Annotated in this window: 15 protein-coding genes; 8 read left to right on the top strand and 7 right to left on the bottom strand. The window is 57.4% G+C overall.

What is annotated here, in order from left to right; translation table 11 throughout:
- Positions 1-3: 3 nt before the first annotated feature.
- Genes ACR0DX_RS15480 through ACR0DX_RS15460 form a run of 5 tightly spaced genes read right to left on the bottom strand, consistent with a single transcriptional unit; the run spans position 4 to position 4,601 of the window.
- Positions 4-2,145: a hypothetical protein gene (locus ACR0DX_RS15480; protein ID WP_480846637.1), complete on the bottom strand. Its 2,142-nt coding sequence runs from the start codon at positions 2,143-2,145 to the stop codon at positions 4-6.
- A complete protein-coding gene (motA, locus tag ACR0DX_RS15475; protein ID WP_170355904.1) occupies positions 2,142-3,011 on the bottom strand; it encodes a flagellar motor stator protein MotA in 870 nt (289 codons plus the stop codon). Before motA ends, ACR0DX_RS15480 begins: the two co-directional genes overlap by 4 nt.
- A 46-nt stretch (positions 3,012-3,057) precedes the next feature.
- Entirely contained in the window at positions 3,058-3,630 is a 573-nt protein-coding gene (locus ACR0DX_RS15470; protein ID WP_480846634.1) for a MotE family protein, read from the bottom strand.
- Positions 3,627-4,094 carry a hypothetical protein gene (locus tag ACR0DX_RS15465; protein ID WP_170355908.1) on the bottom strand — a complete coding sequence of 156 codons (468 nt, stop codon included), beginning with the start codon at positions 4,092-4,094 and terminating at the stop codon, positions 3,627-3,629. Before ACR0DX_RS15465 ends, ACR0DX_RS15470 begins: the two co-directional genes overlap by 4 nt.
- Positions 4,095-4,103: 9 nt before the next feature.
- The gene (locus tag ACR0DX_RS15460; protein WP_480846632.1) at positions 4,104-4,601 is read right to left on the bottom strand and encodes a flagellar basal body-associated FliL family protein; all 498 of its coding nucleotides are present in this window, start codon (positions 4,599-4,601) and stop codon (positions 4,104-4,106) included.
- A gap of 119 nt (positions 4,602-4,720) precedes the next feature.
- Between ACR0DX_RS15460 and fliF the strand changes: the two genes are divergently transcribed.
- Genes fliF through fliP form a run of 4 tightly spaced genes read left to right on the top strand, consistent with a single transcriptional unit; the run spans position 4,721 to position 7,917 of the window.
- On the top strand, positions 4,721-6,310 hold the full coding sequence (gene fliF / locus ACR0DX_RS15455) for a flagellar basal-body MS-ring/collar protein FliF (protein ID WP_170724678.1): 1,590 nt from the start codon (positions 4,721-4,723) through the stop codon (positions 6,308-6,310).
- Complete coding sequence (locus tag ACR0DX_RS15450) at positions 6,310-6,906, top strand: ABC transporter ATP-binding protein (RefSeq protein ID WP_170724680.1); 597 nt, start codon at positions 6,310-6,312, stop codon at positions 6,904-6,906. Before fliF ends, ACR0DX_RS15450 begins: the two co-directional genes overlap by 1 nt.
- On the top strand, positions 6,899-7,186 hold the full coding sequence (locus tag ACR0DX_RS15445; RefSeq protein ID WP_170724681.1) for a FliM/FliN family flagellar motor C-terminal domain-containing protein: 288 nt from the start codon (positions 6,899-6,901) through the stop codon (positions 7,184-7,186). Before ACR0DX_RS15450 ends, ACR0DX_RS15445 begins: the two co-directional genes overlap by 8 nt.
- Positions 7,186-7,917, top strand: a complete 732-nt coding sequence (gene fliP / locus ACR0DX_RS15440) for a flagellar type III secretion system pore protein FliP (RefSeq protein WP_170724683.1) — start codon at positions 7,186-7,188, stop codon at positions 7,915-7,917. The genes ACR0DX_RS15445 and fliP overlap by 1 nt, the downstream gene beginning before the upstream one ends.
- Before the next feature lie 4 nt (positions 7,918-7,921).
- On the opposite strand, the gene ACR0DX_RS15435 is transcribed toward fliP, so the two are convergent.
- Together ACR0DX_RS15435 and ACR0DX_RS15430 are read right to left on the bottom strand one after the other, a co-directional pair.
- Positions 7,922-9,364: an ATP-binding protein gene (locus ACR0DX_RS15435; protein ID WP_170355920.1), complete on the bottom strand. Its 1,443-nt coding sequence runs from the start codon at positions 9,362-9,364 to the stop codon at positions 7,922-7,924.
- On the bottom strand, positions 9,361-10,095 hold the full coding sequence (locus tag ACR0DX_RS15430; RefSeq protein ID WP_170355922.1) for a response regulator transcription factor: 735 nt from the start codon (positions 10,093-10,095) through the stop codon (positions 9,361-9,363). Before ACR0DX_RS15430 ends, ACR0DX_RS15435 begins: the two co-directional genes overlap by 4 nt.
- A 219-nt stretch (positions 10,096-10,314) precedes the next feature.
- Here ACR0DX_RS15430 and ACR0DX_RS15425 point away from each other — a divergent pair, with 219 nt between their 5' ends.
- From ACR0DX_RS15425 to ACR0DX_RS15410, 4 genes are read left to right on the top strand one after another with little or no spacing between them, the layout of a single operon-like run.
- The gene (locus ACR0DX_RS15425) at positions 10,315-11,559 is read left to right on the top strand and encodes an ABC transporter substrate-binding protein (RefSeq protein WP_170355923.1); all 1,245 of its coding nucleotides are present in this window, start codon (positions 10,315-10,317) and stop codon (positions 11,557-11,559) included.
- Positions 11,560-11,617: 58 nt separating this feature from the next.
- The gene (locus tag ACR0DX_RS15420) at positions 11,618-12,490 is read left to right on the top strand and encodes a carbohydrate ABC transporter permease (RefSeq protein ID WP_170355925.1); all 873 of its coding nucleotides are present in this window, start codon (positions 11,618-11,620) and stop codon (positions 12,488-12,490) included.
- Complete coding sequence (locus ACR0DX_RS15415) at positions 12,483-13,388, top strand: carbohydrate ABC transporter permease (protein WP_170355927.1); 906 nt, start codon at positions 12,483-12,485, stop codon at positions 13,386-13,388. The genes ACR0DX_RS15420 and ACR0DX_RS15415 overlap by 8 nt, the downstream gene beginning before the upstream one ends.
- Positions 13,389-13,393: 5 nt before the next feature.
- Positions 13,394-14,488 carry an ABC transporter ATP-binding protein gene (locus ACR0DX_RS15410; protein ID WP_170355929.1) on the top strand — a complete coding sequence of 365 codons (1,095 nt, stop codon included), beginning with the start codon at positions 13,394-13,396 and terminating at the stop codon, positions 14,486-14,488.
- Positions 14,489-14,526 lie beyond the last annotated feature (38 nt).

The following is a 14,526-nucleotide window of genomic DNA, read 5'->3' as shown; positions in this document are numbered from 1 at the left end:
GAGTTAGTCTTTCAACGTTTCAAGAAGCGTCGAGATATTTTCCCGTGTGTCCGCACTGTCCTGCAAAAGGCCCTCTGCATCTGCCAAGGGTTTTCCGGGGTGTCGTTCAGGCGAACTGGCGAGAGTCTGCGTCAAGTCGTTGACCGTTCCATATTTGGCTTCAAGCTCTTTGGTGATTGCGTCGGATTGACCAGCGAGCCAGAATAACCTGTTGGCTTCATCATGGTCGTTAGCATCGCCCAAAAGTTGTCCCGCTTGTACAAAATCCCCGATGTCCTGCAAGGCCCGCGTCTTTAGAGCCAACGCGTCTTGGGATACGTCTCCCTCCAACTCCAGCAAAGCTTGATGTGGACGTCCCTGCAGTATCGATGAATGCGCCCTGACCCTTGCTCTTTTGGACCTAAAAGACTCGTCCTGAGGCCGGTTCGCTAGCGCAAATGCCCGGCTGGCGAACCCAAGTTCTACCAACCGCTCTGCGACAGAGACAGCGGTTTCAGTGGTCAAAACCTTCGAGACATTGCCGGATAAGCCGATTGTATGGCGCAGAAATGTTATGCCCTCGGACCGCTCAACTAGAATTTGCACAACGCGGTTGACGGCTCCCTCGTGGTCTTGCCCATCGGGTATTTGCAGTGCAGTATTCATCGCCTGATCGAAATCATTGCTTAGGCTTAGTGCAACCGCATGCGCACGCTGTAACATTGGATGCATCTCGGACTCGCGATATTCTATCTCAAAGGCCGCAGCCAAACCCAATTCCTTGGGTGAAACCGCACCGCGTTCAGACCAACGTTTTTCAATAAGGCGCGCCAAAGAAAGGGGCGCTTCGGAACCCGCATCTTCCGCTTCGATTGCTTCTTTCAGACGGAGCTCTGTTTCTTGGCCGTCGCCTTCCGCCTTAGCTATCGTTGCTTTGGCTTTGGACGTATCGGCGCTGCTGGTGTTCTCAACCCGATCAACGGATCGAAGCACCCGTCTTGCGGCTTCCAATTGGCCGCCTTCCACCATAATTTCCGACAGTCTGGGGCCAATTTGCTTGCGCAAATGATCAGGTAGACGAGCAAACGCATGTTCGATTGACGTCAGTTGCGCATCTTTTGCCAGTACGCCTTCCGACAATACAGACCAAAAGGCTGCGTCACTGTCGCATCGCTGTTGCCCCTGAAACGGGTTCGGCTCATCCACCGAGCGTTCGTCAAGAATCTGGGCGATTGTTACAATCATATGCCGCTCGCTTTCGTCAGGCATCGCAAGGTCCAACATGGCGAGCGATTCAACGCCAAACCCGTGATAGGCATAGAGCCTTGCAAGCCCTAACGCGCGTGCGCGATCGATGCGGTCAAATTCATGAAACAGAACGGCGCGGGCGCTTGCCACTTGTTTCGAGAACGGTCGCAGGTCAGACCAGGTGTCAAACCCAATCTCGGCGTTGGTTATGCAGGACGGCTGACGTTCAAGTTCAATGAGATCTGGGCCAAGCAGATCATTCAATTCGTCAAGAATTGAGGTGACATTGATATTCGCCTCCAGATCTGAAGGCTGAAGAGGCGCGTTTTGGAATCCGGTTGATCTTGGGCCAGCAGGAGTAAGGTTCAGATCGACGATAGAACGATCTGCACCTTGCAGCAGTTTTGTGGATAGCTGATTTTCAAATTGCCGCGCATTCAAATAAAGCAAAGGAAGCGCCGCCACCTCGGTTTTTTGGACTGTCTCAAGCGGGTTTTCCTGCACAGCCACTTTGGGGAGCAAAGGCGGTGGGATATCTTCGCTGAGCGGTGGAAGGGAGGCAGCGGGCGCAATATCCACCACGATCATCGTGTCTTTGTAAAGAAATGAGGACGCCACGCAGTCGCAACCAAATTGCAACTCTAGCGCCTCCCCCGGTTTCTTTTGTGATAATGCCGACAGGCGGTTTTGCGTTAAACGGCGGAACACAGATCCAGTTTCGAAAGTCACGTCATCGAGTGCCACGTTAAGGCGGGCACCATTTTTCGTTTGAGCCAGAATCCAGCCGGTATCAGGCGGGATCTGTACAACCAATCGGGTATAACCGTCATGTTCACCCGTCCGGACGGTCAATTCCTCGGCGGAAACGGCTTGAGCCGCCCCAAGCAAGATGGCCGCTATGCCCCAGGACTTTTTCATGCGGCTGCCTGCTTAAGCTCTTTCAGCGCCTTTTCAAGGTCCGAGAAGCCGGGGCGGTTATGCGTCGGTGTATTCTGTCGGCCAACCTCGATACACATCGCGGCATTATGGTTGTGTAAATTGGCGACCAGTACTTCCTTGATCAACTGGTAGAAATGGTTGTCCTCTTCAACCACGGCCTTCAGCTTGCCAGCGAAGGGTCCGACCAGACCATAAGCCAGAAAAACCCCTAGAAACGTACCGACCAGAGCACCACCGATCAACTTACCCAATACCTCGGGTGGTTGGTCAATCGAGCCCATTGTCTTGATAACCCCCAGAACGGCAGCAACGATACCCAACGCGGGCAGGCCATCGGCCACCGTTTGCAAAGCATGGCTGGAATGCATGGCGTGATGGAAATTCGCCTCCATCCGCTTTTCCAGAACTTCCTCGACCTGATGCGGATCGTCGTAATTCATCGACGCGGATCGCATTGTGTCACAAATCAGGTCAACGGCTTCCTTATCCGATTGGATCTTGGGATAGGCGGAAAAAAGAGACGAGTTTTGAGGGTCTTCGATGTGCTGTTCGACCTCGATCGGGTTCGCCTTGGCAATACGGATCATCGAAAACAGAAGACAAAGCAGATCGCGATAGTCTTCGGGTTTCCACTTGGGACCTTTGAAAACCTTGCCCATATCCTTGATGGTGTGTTTCACGGCGCTCATGTCGTTGCTGATCAAGAAGGCGCCCACGGCCGCGCCTCCGATCATCATCATCTCGAATGGCAATGACTTAAGGATGATCGTCATTTTGCCGCCCGCAGCCAAATAGCCGCCGAATACCATGGCGAAAATGACGAAGATTCCGATTATTCCGATCATGTGTGCTCTCCGACGAAGTCAAATGCGGGATTAAAGGACATAGAGTTTATTCCTGAGGGGCGGCAGCATTTCGCCCCGCCATGATGACGCTGATCGTATAGGCCGCCTCGGGGCTGAGCCCGGCAAGGACGCCGGCAGCTGCGTCCGGCGGCATGCGCGACAAAAAACCTGCTGCGAAACCCGGATCCATTGTCTCAAACAAGGCTGCGGCGTCTTTCGGTTTCATGCTTTGGTACACATCGGTCAGCCGCGTCAGATCGGTCTCTGCTGCTTTTTGGGCATAGGACAACGTTTCCCGAAGGCTCGTTTCAGCGTCCTGCAATGCAACAAGGCGCGCCTCGATCGCCTGATCAGCGATATCGAGGGCTCTTTCCTTTTCCAAAATCGCCGCCTCACGCTCTCTCAATGCTTGTTCGCGGCGCAACAAAGCAGTCAGCAATTCTCGGGTTTTGGGATGGTCGTCCATTATCGGTTTCGCGGCAGTGACCGACGGCTCAGCGGCCTTGGCCAAAGCAGGTCCGGCTTCAAGCCCAACGCGTATTGCTGCAGAGCCAACCATCAACAACGAGATCACTGTAAGAACGCCGCCTTTGGGCCGGTTGGAAGCCTTGCGAGTCATGTCGTTCCCTCACCGATTTTACGCGTATGTCGCATAAACATGAGACCCATCGCGCGTTTGGGCTCGGGCTTTTCTGTCAGCTCGGTCGTGGATTCGGGTTCTGTCGAAACCTCGTCCTTCGGTAAAAAAGCGGTTTCGGTCTCCCCTGCTGAAACTGTTTCTTCGACCTCGTCTTTTTCTGGAATGACGTCGTGCATCGACGCCATCATCAACTCTAGCTGCTGGGCCACAGATTCCGCTCTGAGAGTTAGCGACTTGAGTTCATCACCAGCCTGATCTGACGTCGCACGGGCCGAATCCAGTGATTTCTTAAGTTCGTCTGCCTGCGAAGACAAAACGGCCACCGCTCCGCCAACGCCTTTTTCAAGATCCGTGAAACGCCTGAGGCGGCGCGATAGAACAAAACAATACAGGCCTGCACCAAGAGCGCCGGCAACCAGAAAAATATCTGCGATCAATTCCAATTTCGCCTCCTAGTTCAGTACGAATTCCATCACGAGAACATCGCGCACGCGGTCTTCTCCGACGACGATCGCGATTCGACGCAGCAGATGGCCGCGTATGCGCATCAGCGCCAGGGAATCTTCCAGATCCCCAACTTGAACGGCACGCAAATATCCATTCAGGACGTCCATGATTCGCGGCTTCATTTTTTCAACGTCGCTCAGTTGTTCTGGGTTCACCTCAAGCTGCGCATGAAACTTCAGGTGCCGCGAATCGCCCGACTTGATCGAAACGATGACCGGCGGCAGATCGACAAAAACCACGTCGGGCAGGGCCTTGAGAGGTTTTTCCGTACCTTCTTTCATAGGTGCGTCAGCGGTTGGTTTCGGGCCAAAGGGCAACATTCCCGACATGGTCATGTAGTATCCGCCAGTTGCTCCGGCCACGGCTAGAATCGCACCGATAATTACCCCACTTTTCCCTGATTTTTCAGTCTCTTCTGCCTGTTCTGCAGTCGCGTCGGTCATGGCGTCCTCATTCATCCGTTCCGCAACTGTCATAACCCGGCAGGGACTAACCGATTGTTAAGGGCAATCGTTCAAACAAGGGATGTGCCGGGCAGAATGCCGGCGAGTCGGAGGTGAGCGTGCAGCAGATCGGAACTGTCTGGGCAAGTTTGGACAGGCGTAAACAAATCATCGTTGCCGGTGCAGTAGTGCTGGTGTTTCTTGGGGTTCTAACGATGTCGCGACTGGTAGGCGCGCCGTCGATGACCTTGCTTTATGCGGGGCTGGAAAGTGGCGCAGCTGGCGATATCGTGCGGTCGCTGGACCAGCGTGGGGTGCCGTATGAGATTCGCGGCGGCTCGATCTATGTACCGGGTTCGCAGCGTGATGAACTGCGCATGACCCTGGCCGGTGAAGGGCTACCTGCGAATGGAAACAGGGGATACGAGCTGCTGGACTCGCTGAGCGGCTTTGGCACGACGTCCCAGATGTTCGACGCTGCGTATTGGCGCGCGAAAGAGGGGGAACTGGCACGTACCATTGTCGGTAGTCCGCACATCAGTCAGGCACGGGTTCATATCGCGAACGGATCCTCGAATCCGTTCCAACGCAGCGTTGCTCCGACGGCATCGGTCTATCTGGTATCCTCAGGGGCCGACATTACTTCGGATCAGGCCAAGGCAATCCGCTTTCTTGTGTCGTCCGCTGTCAGTGGCTTGGCGCCGGAAAACGTCGCCGTGATCGACTCGAATGGTGCGGTCATTGGTGCGCAAGACAATCCTGTGGCGGGCGATACGGCCGACGACAAAGCCCAACAGCTGCGCGAGCGTGTTCTGCGCCTGGTTGAAGCCCGCGTGGGGACCGGCAACGCAGTGGTCGAAGTCAGCGTGGACACCGTCACCAAAACCGAGTCGATCCGTGAGCGTCGATTTGACCCTAATGGCCGTGTCGCAATCAGTACCGATGTCGAAGAACGATCGGATAGTGCCCGTAACCAATCTGCAGATGTGACCGTTGCATCGAACTTGCCGGATGGGGACGGGGCCGGTGGCGATGAATCGAATTCGAACGCGACCCAAACGCGCGAGCGGGTGAATTATGAGGTTTCGGAAACCGAGCTGGAGGTCCACAACGCGCCAGGAGCCATCAAACGTTTGACGGTTGCTGTTCTGGTAAACGGTACGACATCGTCAAGCGCAAATGGCGTCGAGGGCTTTGTGCCGATGCCGGAAGTCGAGATGGAAGCACTGAAAGAGCTTGTCGCTTCGGCTGTTGGATTCGATGCCGAGCGTGGTGATGTCATAACACTGAAGTCCATGAATTTGCCCGTGGTTGAACCGCAGGGAACCGCGGCTTCGTCCTCGATTTGGGGGAGTATCCATCTTGATGCGATGTCGTTGATCCAGATGACCATTCTGGCAGCGGTTTCGCTGATCCTTGCCCTGTTTGTCATTCGACCCATTTTGATGAAACCGGCCGCCGTGCCTGCCTTGTTGCCGGCAGGTTCCGCGACAGAACCCGAAGCGTACCTGACCGGAGAGATCGCGACCGATGAAGTTGGCCAATACCAGTCGCTGCCTGGACAAGCTCCGGCAGGTGATGTTCCGACCCTTGCCAACGCGTCCGGCGCCGATCCTGTGGACCGGTTGCGAACGATGATCGGCGACAAGCAGGAAGAGACCGTGGAAATCCTGCGCAGCTGGCTTGAAGAAAGCGAGGAGCGTGCTTGATGTCGATAGCCCATCTTCTTGAAGATTTCACTCTGCAAACCGGTGGAGGAAAGCTCCACCTGTTGGATGAAGACGCGCTTGAAGAACAGCGGTTGGCCTCATTCGAACAAGGCTACAGCGCAGGTTGGGAAGACGCTCTGCAAGCGCAGGAGCAAAGCCGTAAGCAAGTCTCAGCCGAGTTGGCCAAGTCGTTGGAGGACATGTCCTTCACCTACCATGAAGCCGTGACGCGTATGACTTTGTCACTGGAGCCCATGTTCAACAGCCTTGTGAACGCGGTTCTGCCCGACACGCTAGATCGCGGGTTCGCCGCGCGGTTGGTCGAACAGCTCAGCGAGATGGCACAGGAACAGATCGGACAACCGATGCAAGTGTTTGTTCCCAAGGGGCGCGCGGTTGAGGTTCAGAAGTTGATCCCACCCAGCCTGCCAACGGCGGCGAAGGTGATCGAAGATCCCTCGCTCGAAGCCGGACAGGCAAGGCTGCAGGTCGGCGTGGCCCAGCGTGAAGTTGATACTGATGGGCTGTTGGCATCGGTCGCCGGGGCGTTCGACGCGTATGTATTTGAGGCAAAAGAGGCAATGAGCAATGAGTGATCCCCAAACCCCAAAACCAGAGAAAGTCAATCCGTTCGAGTCTGTTCCGATCGAAGTCACCGTATCCGTGGGGCGCGCCCGACCTTTGATCCGCGACCTGTTGAACATGGGTGAGAATGCGGTGCTGACGCTGGATAAACGTATCGAGGACCCGGTCGACCTCTATGTCGGCGACCAGCTTGTTGCACGGGGTCTTCTGGAAGAGTTGGAAGGGGATCAGCCGGGCCAACTGGCTGTACGCCTGACCGAGATTGCTGACCTGCAAAACGGGATCGGCTGATGCGCGTATTGCCGTGGCTTATCGTTGCGCTGATAGGGATGACTCCGTCCTTTGCCATGGCGCAGGAGCTATCTTTGTCGCTGGAGGATGGGGGCTCGATTTCGGCTCGGACGGTCCAGTTGATCCTGTTGATCACCGTTCTCAGCCTGGCACCCGGATTGGCGATCATGATCACCTGCTTCCCGTTTCTGATCACGGTACTGGCAATTCTGCGGCAAGGGATCGGGTTGCAACAATCGCCCCCCAACATGCTGATCGTCAGCCTGGCTTTATTTCTGACCTATTTCATAATGGAGCCCGTCTTTACCGAAGCCTGGACCACTGGCATCCGCCCCATGGTCAATGAAACGATGGAGGTTGAGCCCGCTTTGGAACGGGCGTTGCAGCCATTTCGCGCCTTCATGGCCGTAAGGCTGGACCCCGATACTTTTCACGCAATGGCTGCGCTTCGACCAGAAGGCATTACAGTCGATGTGTCACCGGATGCTCCGCTGTCGATCCTGATGCCATCTTTCATGCTGTCCGAGATCGCGCGCGCTTTTCAGATCGGCTTCCTCATCTTTCTGCCGTTCCTGATCATCGACCTTGTCGTTGCGGCGGTGCTGATGTCGATGGGTATGATGATGGTACCGCCGGCCACGGTATCACTTCCGTTCAAGCTGGCGTTTTTTGTAATTGCGGACGGATGGTCGTTGATCGCAAGCGCCTTGGTCCGAAGTTACATGGCCTGACAGATCAGTGCCGTGTAATCGTCAATCGGGCGCGCAACCCCTGATCTCCGGCCTCGAACCGCAGCGCGCCGCCGTGCTGTTCCGCGACCGTCGCGGCAATGGTCAGACCCAGGCCGAACCCGTCTGACGACCCTGTATTGGTTCCACGCTGGAAAGGGGCCATCAGAGCTTCGATATCCTGAACCGACAGATCGGTACCCTTGTCCTCGACCGTGATCGTGGCAGAATGCGCGTCGGTTTCAAGCTGGACCTCGGCATGGCGGCCGTATTTCAGCGCGTTGTCGATTAGGTTGGTCAAGGCCCGTTTCAGCGAAATCGGTCTAGCGGTGACCAGCATGCGCCGCGCTTCCTGCAAGGTGCCGTGCCCGCGCCGGGACATGAAAACGGATGGCGCACCTTCAACCGCAACAGGATCAATGTTCTGCAAGGTCACGGGGCGATCCATATCCTGGTAGTCGTCGACAACCGACTCGACCAGGGATGTCAGTGAAATCTGACGAGGCTCTTCGACACTCAGTTCGGAGCGCGTGTATGTCAGGACACTTTCGATCATGCCTGTCATCTGATCCACATCCGCTTCGAGCTTTTCACGCAGTTCGTCATCCGCGATGAGCGCAGCGCGCAATCGGACTCGGGTTGCAGGGGTTCCCAGATCATGGCTGACGCCCGAAAGGACAGTGGCACGTTGTTCCAACTGAGCGCGCTCGGCATCGAGATGGGCGTTTACGGCAGACACGATGTCCCGCAGCTCGGTCGGGCCATCTGCGTCGTAACTATCGGGTCCTCCGCGCCTACGACGGTCGCGCAGGGCATGGGCAAACCGGGTGAACGTGTCAGACACATTACCGACCGAGGTCAGGATCACCGCCAGCGCTACGATTCCCAGCAATATCGCAGGCAGGCGTAGATCGGTCGGGGCCGCGCCGCACCCCCAGATACCGGTTCCGTCCACGCGGTACCATGGCCCACGTCCAAACTGCGCGATCAGGATCGGCTCGCTGCAATAGGTGGCCAGCAATCGTGTTAGGTTACCCATCTTCTCGGGCCCTGTCTGATCGCTACGCGAGACGATATCTGACACCGGATAGACTAGACGATCGGACAGGATCGCCAGCGTCAATTCACGCCCGTTGAGCGGCGCTGAACTGTCGGTCAGGATCGAAAGGTTGGTCAGGAACCGACGGCCCGAAGACCCAGGCAATTGCTGGAACTCTCCCTTATCGGCCAGGACGGCATCCGCCGGTGACAAGGGCGTAATGGACAGCGGGGCTGCTGGGGCCATTCCGGTGCGCAGGTCTTCGTAAACCGTAAACCCCGCGACGAAGGATTGCGTCAGGAACTGATTCCAGGCGCGGGCCGAAGCAAACCACAGGCTGGCCGATACCAGCCCTGTTGCGAAGGCTGAGATCACCCAAAACCAGCCTAAATTGCGTAGGCGCAGCGTCATTCCTCTTGCACCGACACGTCGGCGGCAAAAACATACCCGACGCCGCGTTCGGTGCGCAGCATCTGCGGGTCCTTCGGGTTGACTTCGATCTTTGACCGCAACCGCCCGACCAGCATGTCGATGGCGCGGCCCTGCGCCTCGGGTTTCTCGGTGCCGCCGGTGACATCCAGCGCGGCGACGATCTCATCCCTTGTCAGGGGGATATGCGGATTGGCCAGCAAAACCTTGAGCAACGCCGTCTCACGTTGTGACAGCGCCACCAAATAGCCCTCGGGCGAATGCACCTCATCGCGTTTGCCATCATAGAGCCAGCCGTCAAAGCGGAAGCTGTGGATGCGGCGGCGGTAGGCCAGTGACGATGACCGCCGCGCCCGTTGCATCACCGCCCGCACGCGGGCCAGCAGAAGCTGAGGGTTGAAGGGTTTGGCGATATAGTCATCGGCCCCGACTTCATACCCCGCCATGCGCTGATGGTCGGCTGAGAGGGCCGAGACCAGAATGATCGGCACATCCTGTTCGGCGCGCAGGCGGGCGCAGATCTCGACGCCGTTTTCATCGCCCAGCATCACGTCCAGCAGGATCAGGTCGATGCGGCCGGTGTTCAGGTGGCTGCGGATTTCATTTTCAGAACTGGCGGGCAGGGCGATGAACCCGTTCTGTTGCAGGAACTGGGTCATCATCGCCCGCATCTCGGGGTCGTCATCCACCACCAAAAGTCGCGGGATACTCACGCGGTTTGTCCTCCCAGTCACTGTTCCTCCGATATCGTCAATTGTAACGAACGGAAACAGATTCAATGTCAACGTAACACGCGGTAACAGAAGCGATGAAAAATTGGGCTGATGCACCGGTTTGGTGCGGATTCCAAGTTGCCAGACGGCCCGTGCGCCCCAGTATGGCCGACATCGCTGCTGCGGCAGTCACTTCGTTCTCTAGGGAGGAGACAAGAAATGAAACGTTTTGCATTTGCCACCGTATCGACGCTGGCTGTTGTGGCCGGATCGTCGGTGTTGGCGGGCCCCCAGGCAGAAGTTCTGCATTGGTGGACATCGGGGGGCGAGGCCAAGTCGGTTGCCGTCCTGCAAGAGGAATTCGCGGCCAATGGTGGCAGCTGGACCGATATGCCCGTGGCCGGTGGTGGCGGTGATGCCGCGATGACCGCGTTGCGCGCCCGCGTTCTGTCGGGCAACGCGCCGACCGCCGTTCAGTTGAAAGGCCCGGCCATTCAGGAATGGTATGAAGAAGGCGTGCTGGCCGATATCTCATCCGTGGCCGAGGCCGAAGGCTGGGCCGACGTTCTGCCCGCCTCGATCGCGGGCCATATGAAATGCGAGGGCACGTGGTGCGCCGCGCCTGTGAACGTACACCGCGTTGACTGGATCTGGGCCAACGCCGACGTTCTGGCCGCAAATGGCATCGAGATGCCGACCACGTGGGACGAATTCAACGCTGCCGCGGATAAGCTGCAAGCCGCAGGTGTGATCCCGCTGGCCCATGGTGGTCAGGCATGGCAGGACGCGACCGTTTTTGAAACCGTGGTACTGGGCATTGGCGGTCCCGAGTTCTTCCAGAAAGCGCTGGTTGATCTGGACCCTGAGGCGCTGACCTCGGACACGATGGTGCAGGTGTTCGACCAGATGCGCACAATGCGCGGCTACGTGGACGAGAACTTCTCGGGCCGCGACTGGAACCTGGCCACCGCGATGGTCATGAACGGTGAGGCGGCGTTCCAGATCATGGGTGATTGGGCCAAGGGCGAGTTCCTGGCGGCGGGCAAAAAACCCGGCGAGGATTTCCTGTGCGCCTCGACCCCCGGTGACGGCTATCTGTACAATGTCGACAGCTTTGCAATGTTCGATGTGGACGGAGATGACAAGAAAGCCGGTCAGGACCTGCTGGCCAAGCTGATCGTCGCACCGAACTTCCAGAAAGTGTTCAACCTGAACAAAGGCTCGATCCCGGCACGGACCGACGTGGCACTGGATGACTTTGACATCTGCGCCAACTTGTCGGCCGAAGATATGGGTTCGACCTCGGACGCAGGCTCGCTGCTGCCGTCTTATGCCCACGGCATGGCGCTGCGCGGGTCGCAGTCTGGTGCGATCACGGATGTTGTGACCGCGCATTTCAACTCGGATATGTCGTCGGCTGACGCGGTTCAGCAATTGGCGGCAGCAGTGGCTAACAGCTACTGATCCAAATCGCTCTGCCCCCTATACTGACGGGGCAGAGCATCTTTCCCCGGAGGAAATCATGTCCGAATGGCTGGAAAACCACCTGCCCAAGGTGGTGCTGGCACCGTCGTTCATTGCCGTATTGATCTTTGTCTACGGCTTTATCGGATGGACGGCCTGGGTGTCACTGACACGATCGAAACTGTTGCCGAAATACGAGATCAAGGGATTCATCCAGTATGAACGCCTGTTTGACTCGCCCCGCTGGGATACGGCGATCAACAACTTGTATATCTTTGGCGCGCTTTTCATCATCATTGCGATGGTGCTTGGCCTGCTTCTGGCTATTCTGCTGGATCAAAAGATCCGGGTCGAAGGGGCCATCCGAACGATCTATCTGTACCCGATGGCGCTGTCGATGATCGTGACCGGCACCGCGTGGAAGTGGATCTTGAACCCCGGTCTGGGGATCGAATCCATGGTGCAGGGTTGGGGTTTCACGAATTTCGAGTTCGACTGGCTGGTGAACCCGGACTACGCCATCTACACCATCGTGATGGCCGCGATCTGGCAAAGCTCGGGCTTCGTCATGGCGCTGTTTCTCGCTGGCCTGCGCTCGGTCGATGGTGAGATCATCAAGGCAGCCCAAGTCGATGGTATCCCAACATGGCGCATCTACACGGCGATCATCATCCCGTCGATGGCTCCGATCTTCCTGTCGGCCTTCATCGTGCTGGCCCACCTTGCGATCAAGAGCTTTGACCTTGTCATCGCCCTCACGGGTGGCGGTCCCGGTTACGCAACCGATCTGCCAGCGACCTACATGTACGCCATGGCGTTTTCGCGCGGCGATATTGGTCAGGCGGCATCATCCGCGATGATCATGATGCTGGTCGTCTTTGCCATCGTCGTTCCCTATCTTTACTCAGAGCTGAGGGCGAAAAATGACTGATCTGTCGATGCCCCAATCCCAAACCGAACCCCGTAGCCAAAGTGCCGTCGGCAAGATTGCCCTGCGTTGGTTGCTGTACGTGCTGCTGGGCCTGTTTGCGCTGTATTACCTGATGCCGCTGTTCGTGATGTTGACCACATCGCTGAAAAGCCTTGAGGAAATCCGCACTGGCAGCCTGATTTCCTTGCCGCGTGAGGTCAGCTTCGACGCCTGGAAGACAGCTTGGTCCGGTGCCTGTACCGGCATTCAGTGCGAAGGCCTGCGCCCCTATTTCTGGAACTCGGTCCTCATCGCGGTGCCTGCGGTGGCGATCTCGACCCTGCTCGGCGCGTTGAACGGCTATGTCGTGGCGCAATGGCGGTTCAAAGGCGCGAACATCATCTTTTCGCTGATGCTGTTTGGCTGCTTTATTCCGTTTCAGGTGGTTTTGCTGCCGATGGCGCGCCTGTTGGGCATGATGGGGATCGCCGGCACCATCCCGGGCCTGATCTTTGTCCATGTGATCTACGGGCTGGGTTTCACCACGCTGTTTTTCCGCAACTACTATGTCACCATCCCGTCCGAGCTGACCAAGGCCGCGCGCGTCGATGGGGCCGGGTTCCTGCGGATTTTCTGGTCGATCTTCCTGCCGCTGTCGCTGCCGATCATCGTTGTGACCGTGATCTGGCAGTTCACGCAGATTTGGAACGATTTCCTGTTTGGCGTGTCGTTCAGCCAGGCGGGCACGCAACCCGTGACCGTGGCACTGAATAACATCGTAAACTCCACCACCGGCGTCAAAGAATACAACGTCGACATGGCCGCCGCGATCATCGCGGGGCTGCCGACGCTGCTCGTCTATGTCGTTGCCGGTAAGTATTTCATCCGCGGCCTGACCGCCGGTTCCGTGAAGGGATAAGACCCATGGCACCCATCCTTGATATCAACAAACTCTATAAGAATTACGGTGCGACCGAGATTCTGAAGGACATCAACATCTCGATCGAGCCGGGCGATTTCCTGGTGCTGGTTGGCCCCTCGGGCTGCGGCAAGTCCACCCTGCTGAACTGCATTGCGGGGTTGGAGGAGATCACTGGCGGCACCCTGTCCATTGGTGGCAAGGACATGACCCATGTCAGCCCCAAGGACCGCGACATCGCGATGGTGTTCCAGTCCTACGCTTTGTATCCGACCATGACCGTGGCCAAGAACATCACCTTTGGCATGAAAGTGCGCGGGGTCGATCAGGCGACGCAGGATGCCAAGCTGAAAGAGGTCGCACAGCTGTTGCAGATCGAACCACTGCTGAACCGCCGCCCAAGCCAGTTGTCAGGTGGACAGCGTCAGCGTGTGGCCATGGGTCGGGCGCTGGTGCGCGATCCCAAGCTGTTCTTGTTCGACGAACCGCTATCCAACCTCGACGCCAAGCTGCGGGTCGAGATGCGGACCGAGATCAAGAAACTGCACCAGACGCTGGATGCGTCGATCGTTTATGTCACCCACGACCAGATTGAGGCGATGACGCTGGCGACCAAGATCGTCGTGTTGAAAGGTGGGGTGGTGCAGCAAATCGGCACCCCGGCCGAGATCTACAACAACCCGGCCAACCTGTTTGTGGCGGATTTCATGGGCTCGCCCGCGATGAACCTGATCCCGGCACAGGCGCGCAAGAATGGTTCGGGCACCCAGATCGCCATCGCGCGTGAGGGTGGCGACCTGCTGTTGACGGATTCGCGTGATCTGGCTCTTCCGCAGGACGTGATCCTGGGTCTGCGTCCCGAGGACATCGCTGAGGCCGGGTTCCGCGCAGGTGACGGTGTGCAAGAGGCTGAATGTCTTGTCGATATGGTCGAACCTGCAGGGGCCGACACCTATGTGGTCTCGGAGCTGGGCGGCAAGCAGGTCACGGCGCGTCTGCACGCGGAAACCAGCGCGCAGGCGGGGAAACCTCTGAACCTCGCCTTCGACATGAGCAAAGTGTCGTATTTCGCCAAAGAAACCGGCGAGCGCTTGAACTAAGGGCGTTCAAGCCCCAACAAAAAAGCGCCGCGCGATGG

This window comes from Ruegeria sp. D3 (assembly GCF_056534465.1).
Note: the sequence above shows the minus strand (reverse complement) of the source record. Positions and strands in the feature narration are given on the sequence as shown.

Bases quoted from the DNA above. Each gene is read 5' to 3' on its own strand.
- ACR0DX_RS15460 (WP_480846632.1), bottom strand. From the start codon at position 4,601: ATGACCGACGCGACTGCAGAACAGGCAGAAGAGACTGAAAAATCAGGG.
- ACR0DX_RS15480 (WP_480846637.1), bottom strand. From the start codon at position 2,145: ATGAAAAAGTCCTGGGGCATAGCGGCCATCTTGCTTGGGGCGGCTCAA.
- ACR0DX_RS15415 (WP_170355927.1), top strand. From the start codon at position 12,483: ATGACTGATCTGTCGATGCCCCAATCCCAAACCGAACCCCGTAGCCAA.
- ACR0DX_RS15445 (WP_170724681.1), top strand. From the start codon at position 6,899: ATGAGTGATCCCCAAACCCCAAAACCAGAGAAAGTCAATCCGTTCGAG.
- motA (WP_170355904.1), bottom strand. From the start codon at position 3,011: ATGATCGGAATAATCGGAATCTTCGTCATTTTCGCCATGGTATTCGGC.
- ACR0DX_RS15425 (WP_170355923.1), top strand. From the start codon at position 10,315: ATGAAACGTTTTGCATTTGCCACCGTATCGACGCTGGCTGTTGTGGCC.
- ACR0DX_RS15450 (WP_170724680.1), top strand. From the start codon at position 6,310: ATGTCGATAGCCCATCTTCTTGAAGATTTCACTCTGCAAACCGGTGGA.
- ACR0DX_RS15470 (WP_480846634.1), bottom strand. From the start codon at position 3,630: ATGACTCGCAAGGCTTCCAACCGGCCCAAAGGCGGCGTTCTTACAGTG.
- ACR0DX_RS15435 (WP_170355920.1), bottom strand. From the start codon at position 9,364: ATGACGCTGCGCCTACGCAATTTAGGCTGGTTTTGGGTGATCTCAGCC.
- fliP (WP_170724683.1), top strand. From the start codon at position 7,186: ATGCGCGTATTGCCGTGGCTTATCGTTGCGCTGATAGGGATGACTCCG.
- ACR0DX_RS15420 (WP_170355925.1), top strand. From the start codon at position 11,618: ATGTCCGAATGGCTGGAAAACCACCTGCCCAAGGTGGTGCTGGCACCG.
- ACR0DX_RS15410 (WP_170355929.1), top strand. From the start codon at position 13,394: ATGGCACCCATCCTTGATATCAACAAACTCTATAAGAATTACGGTGCG.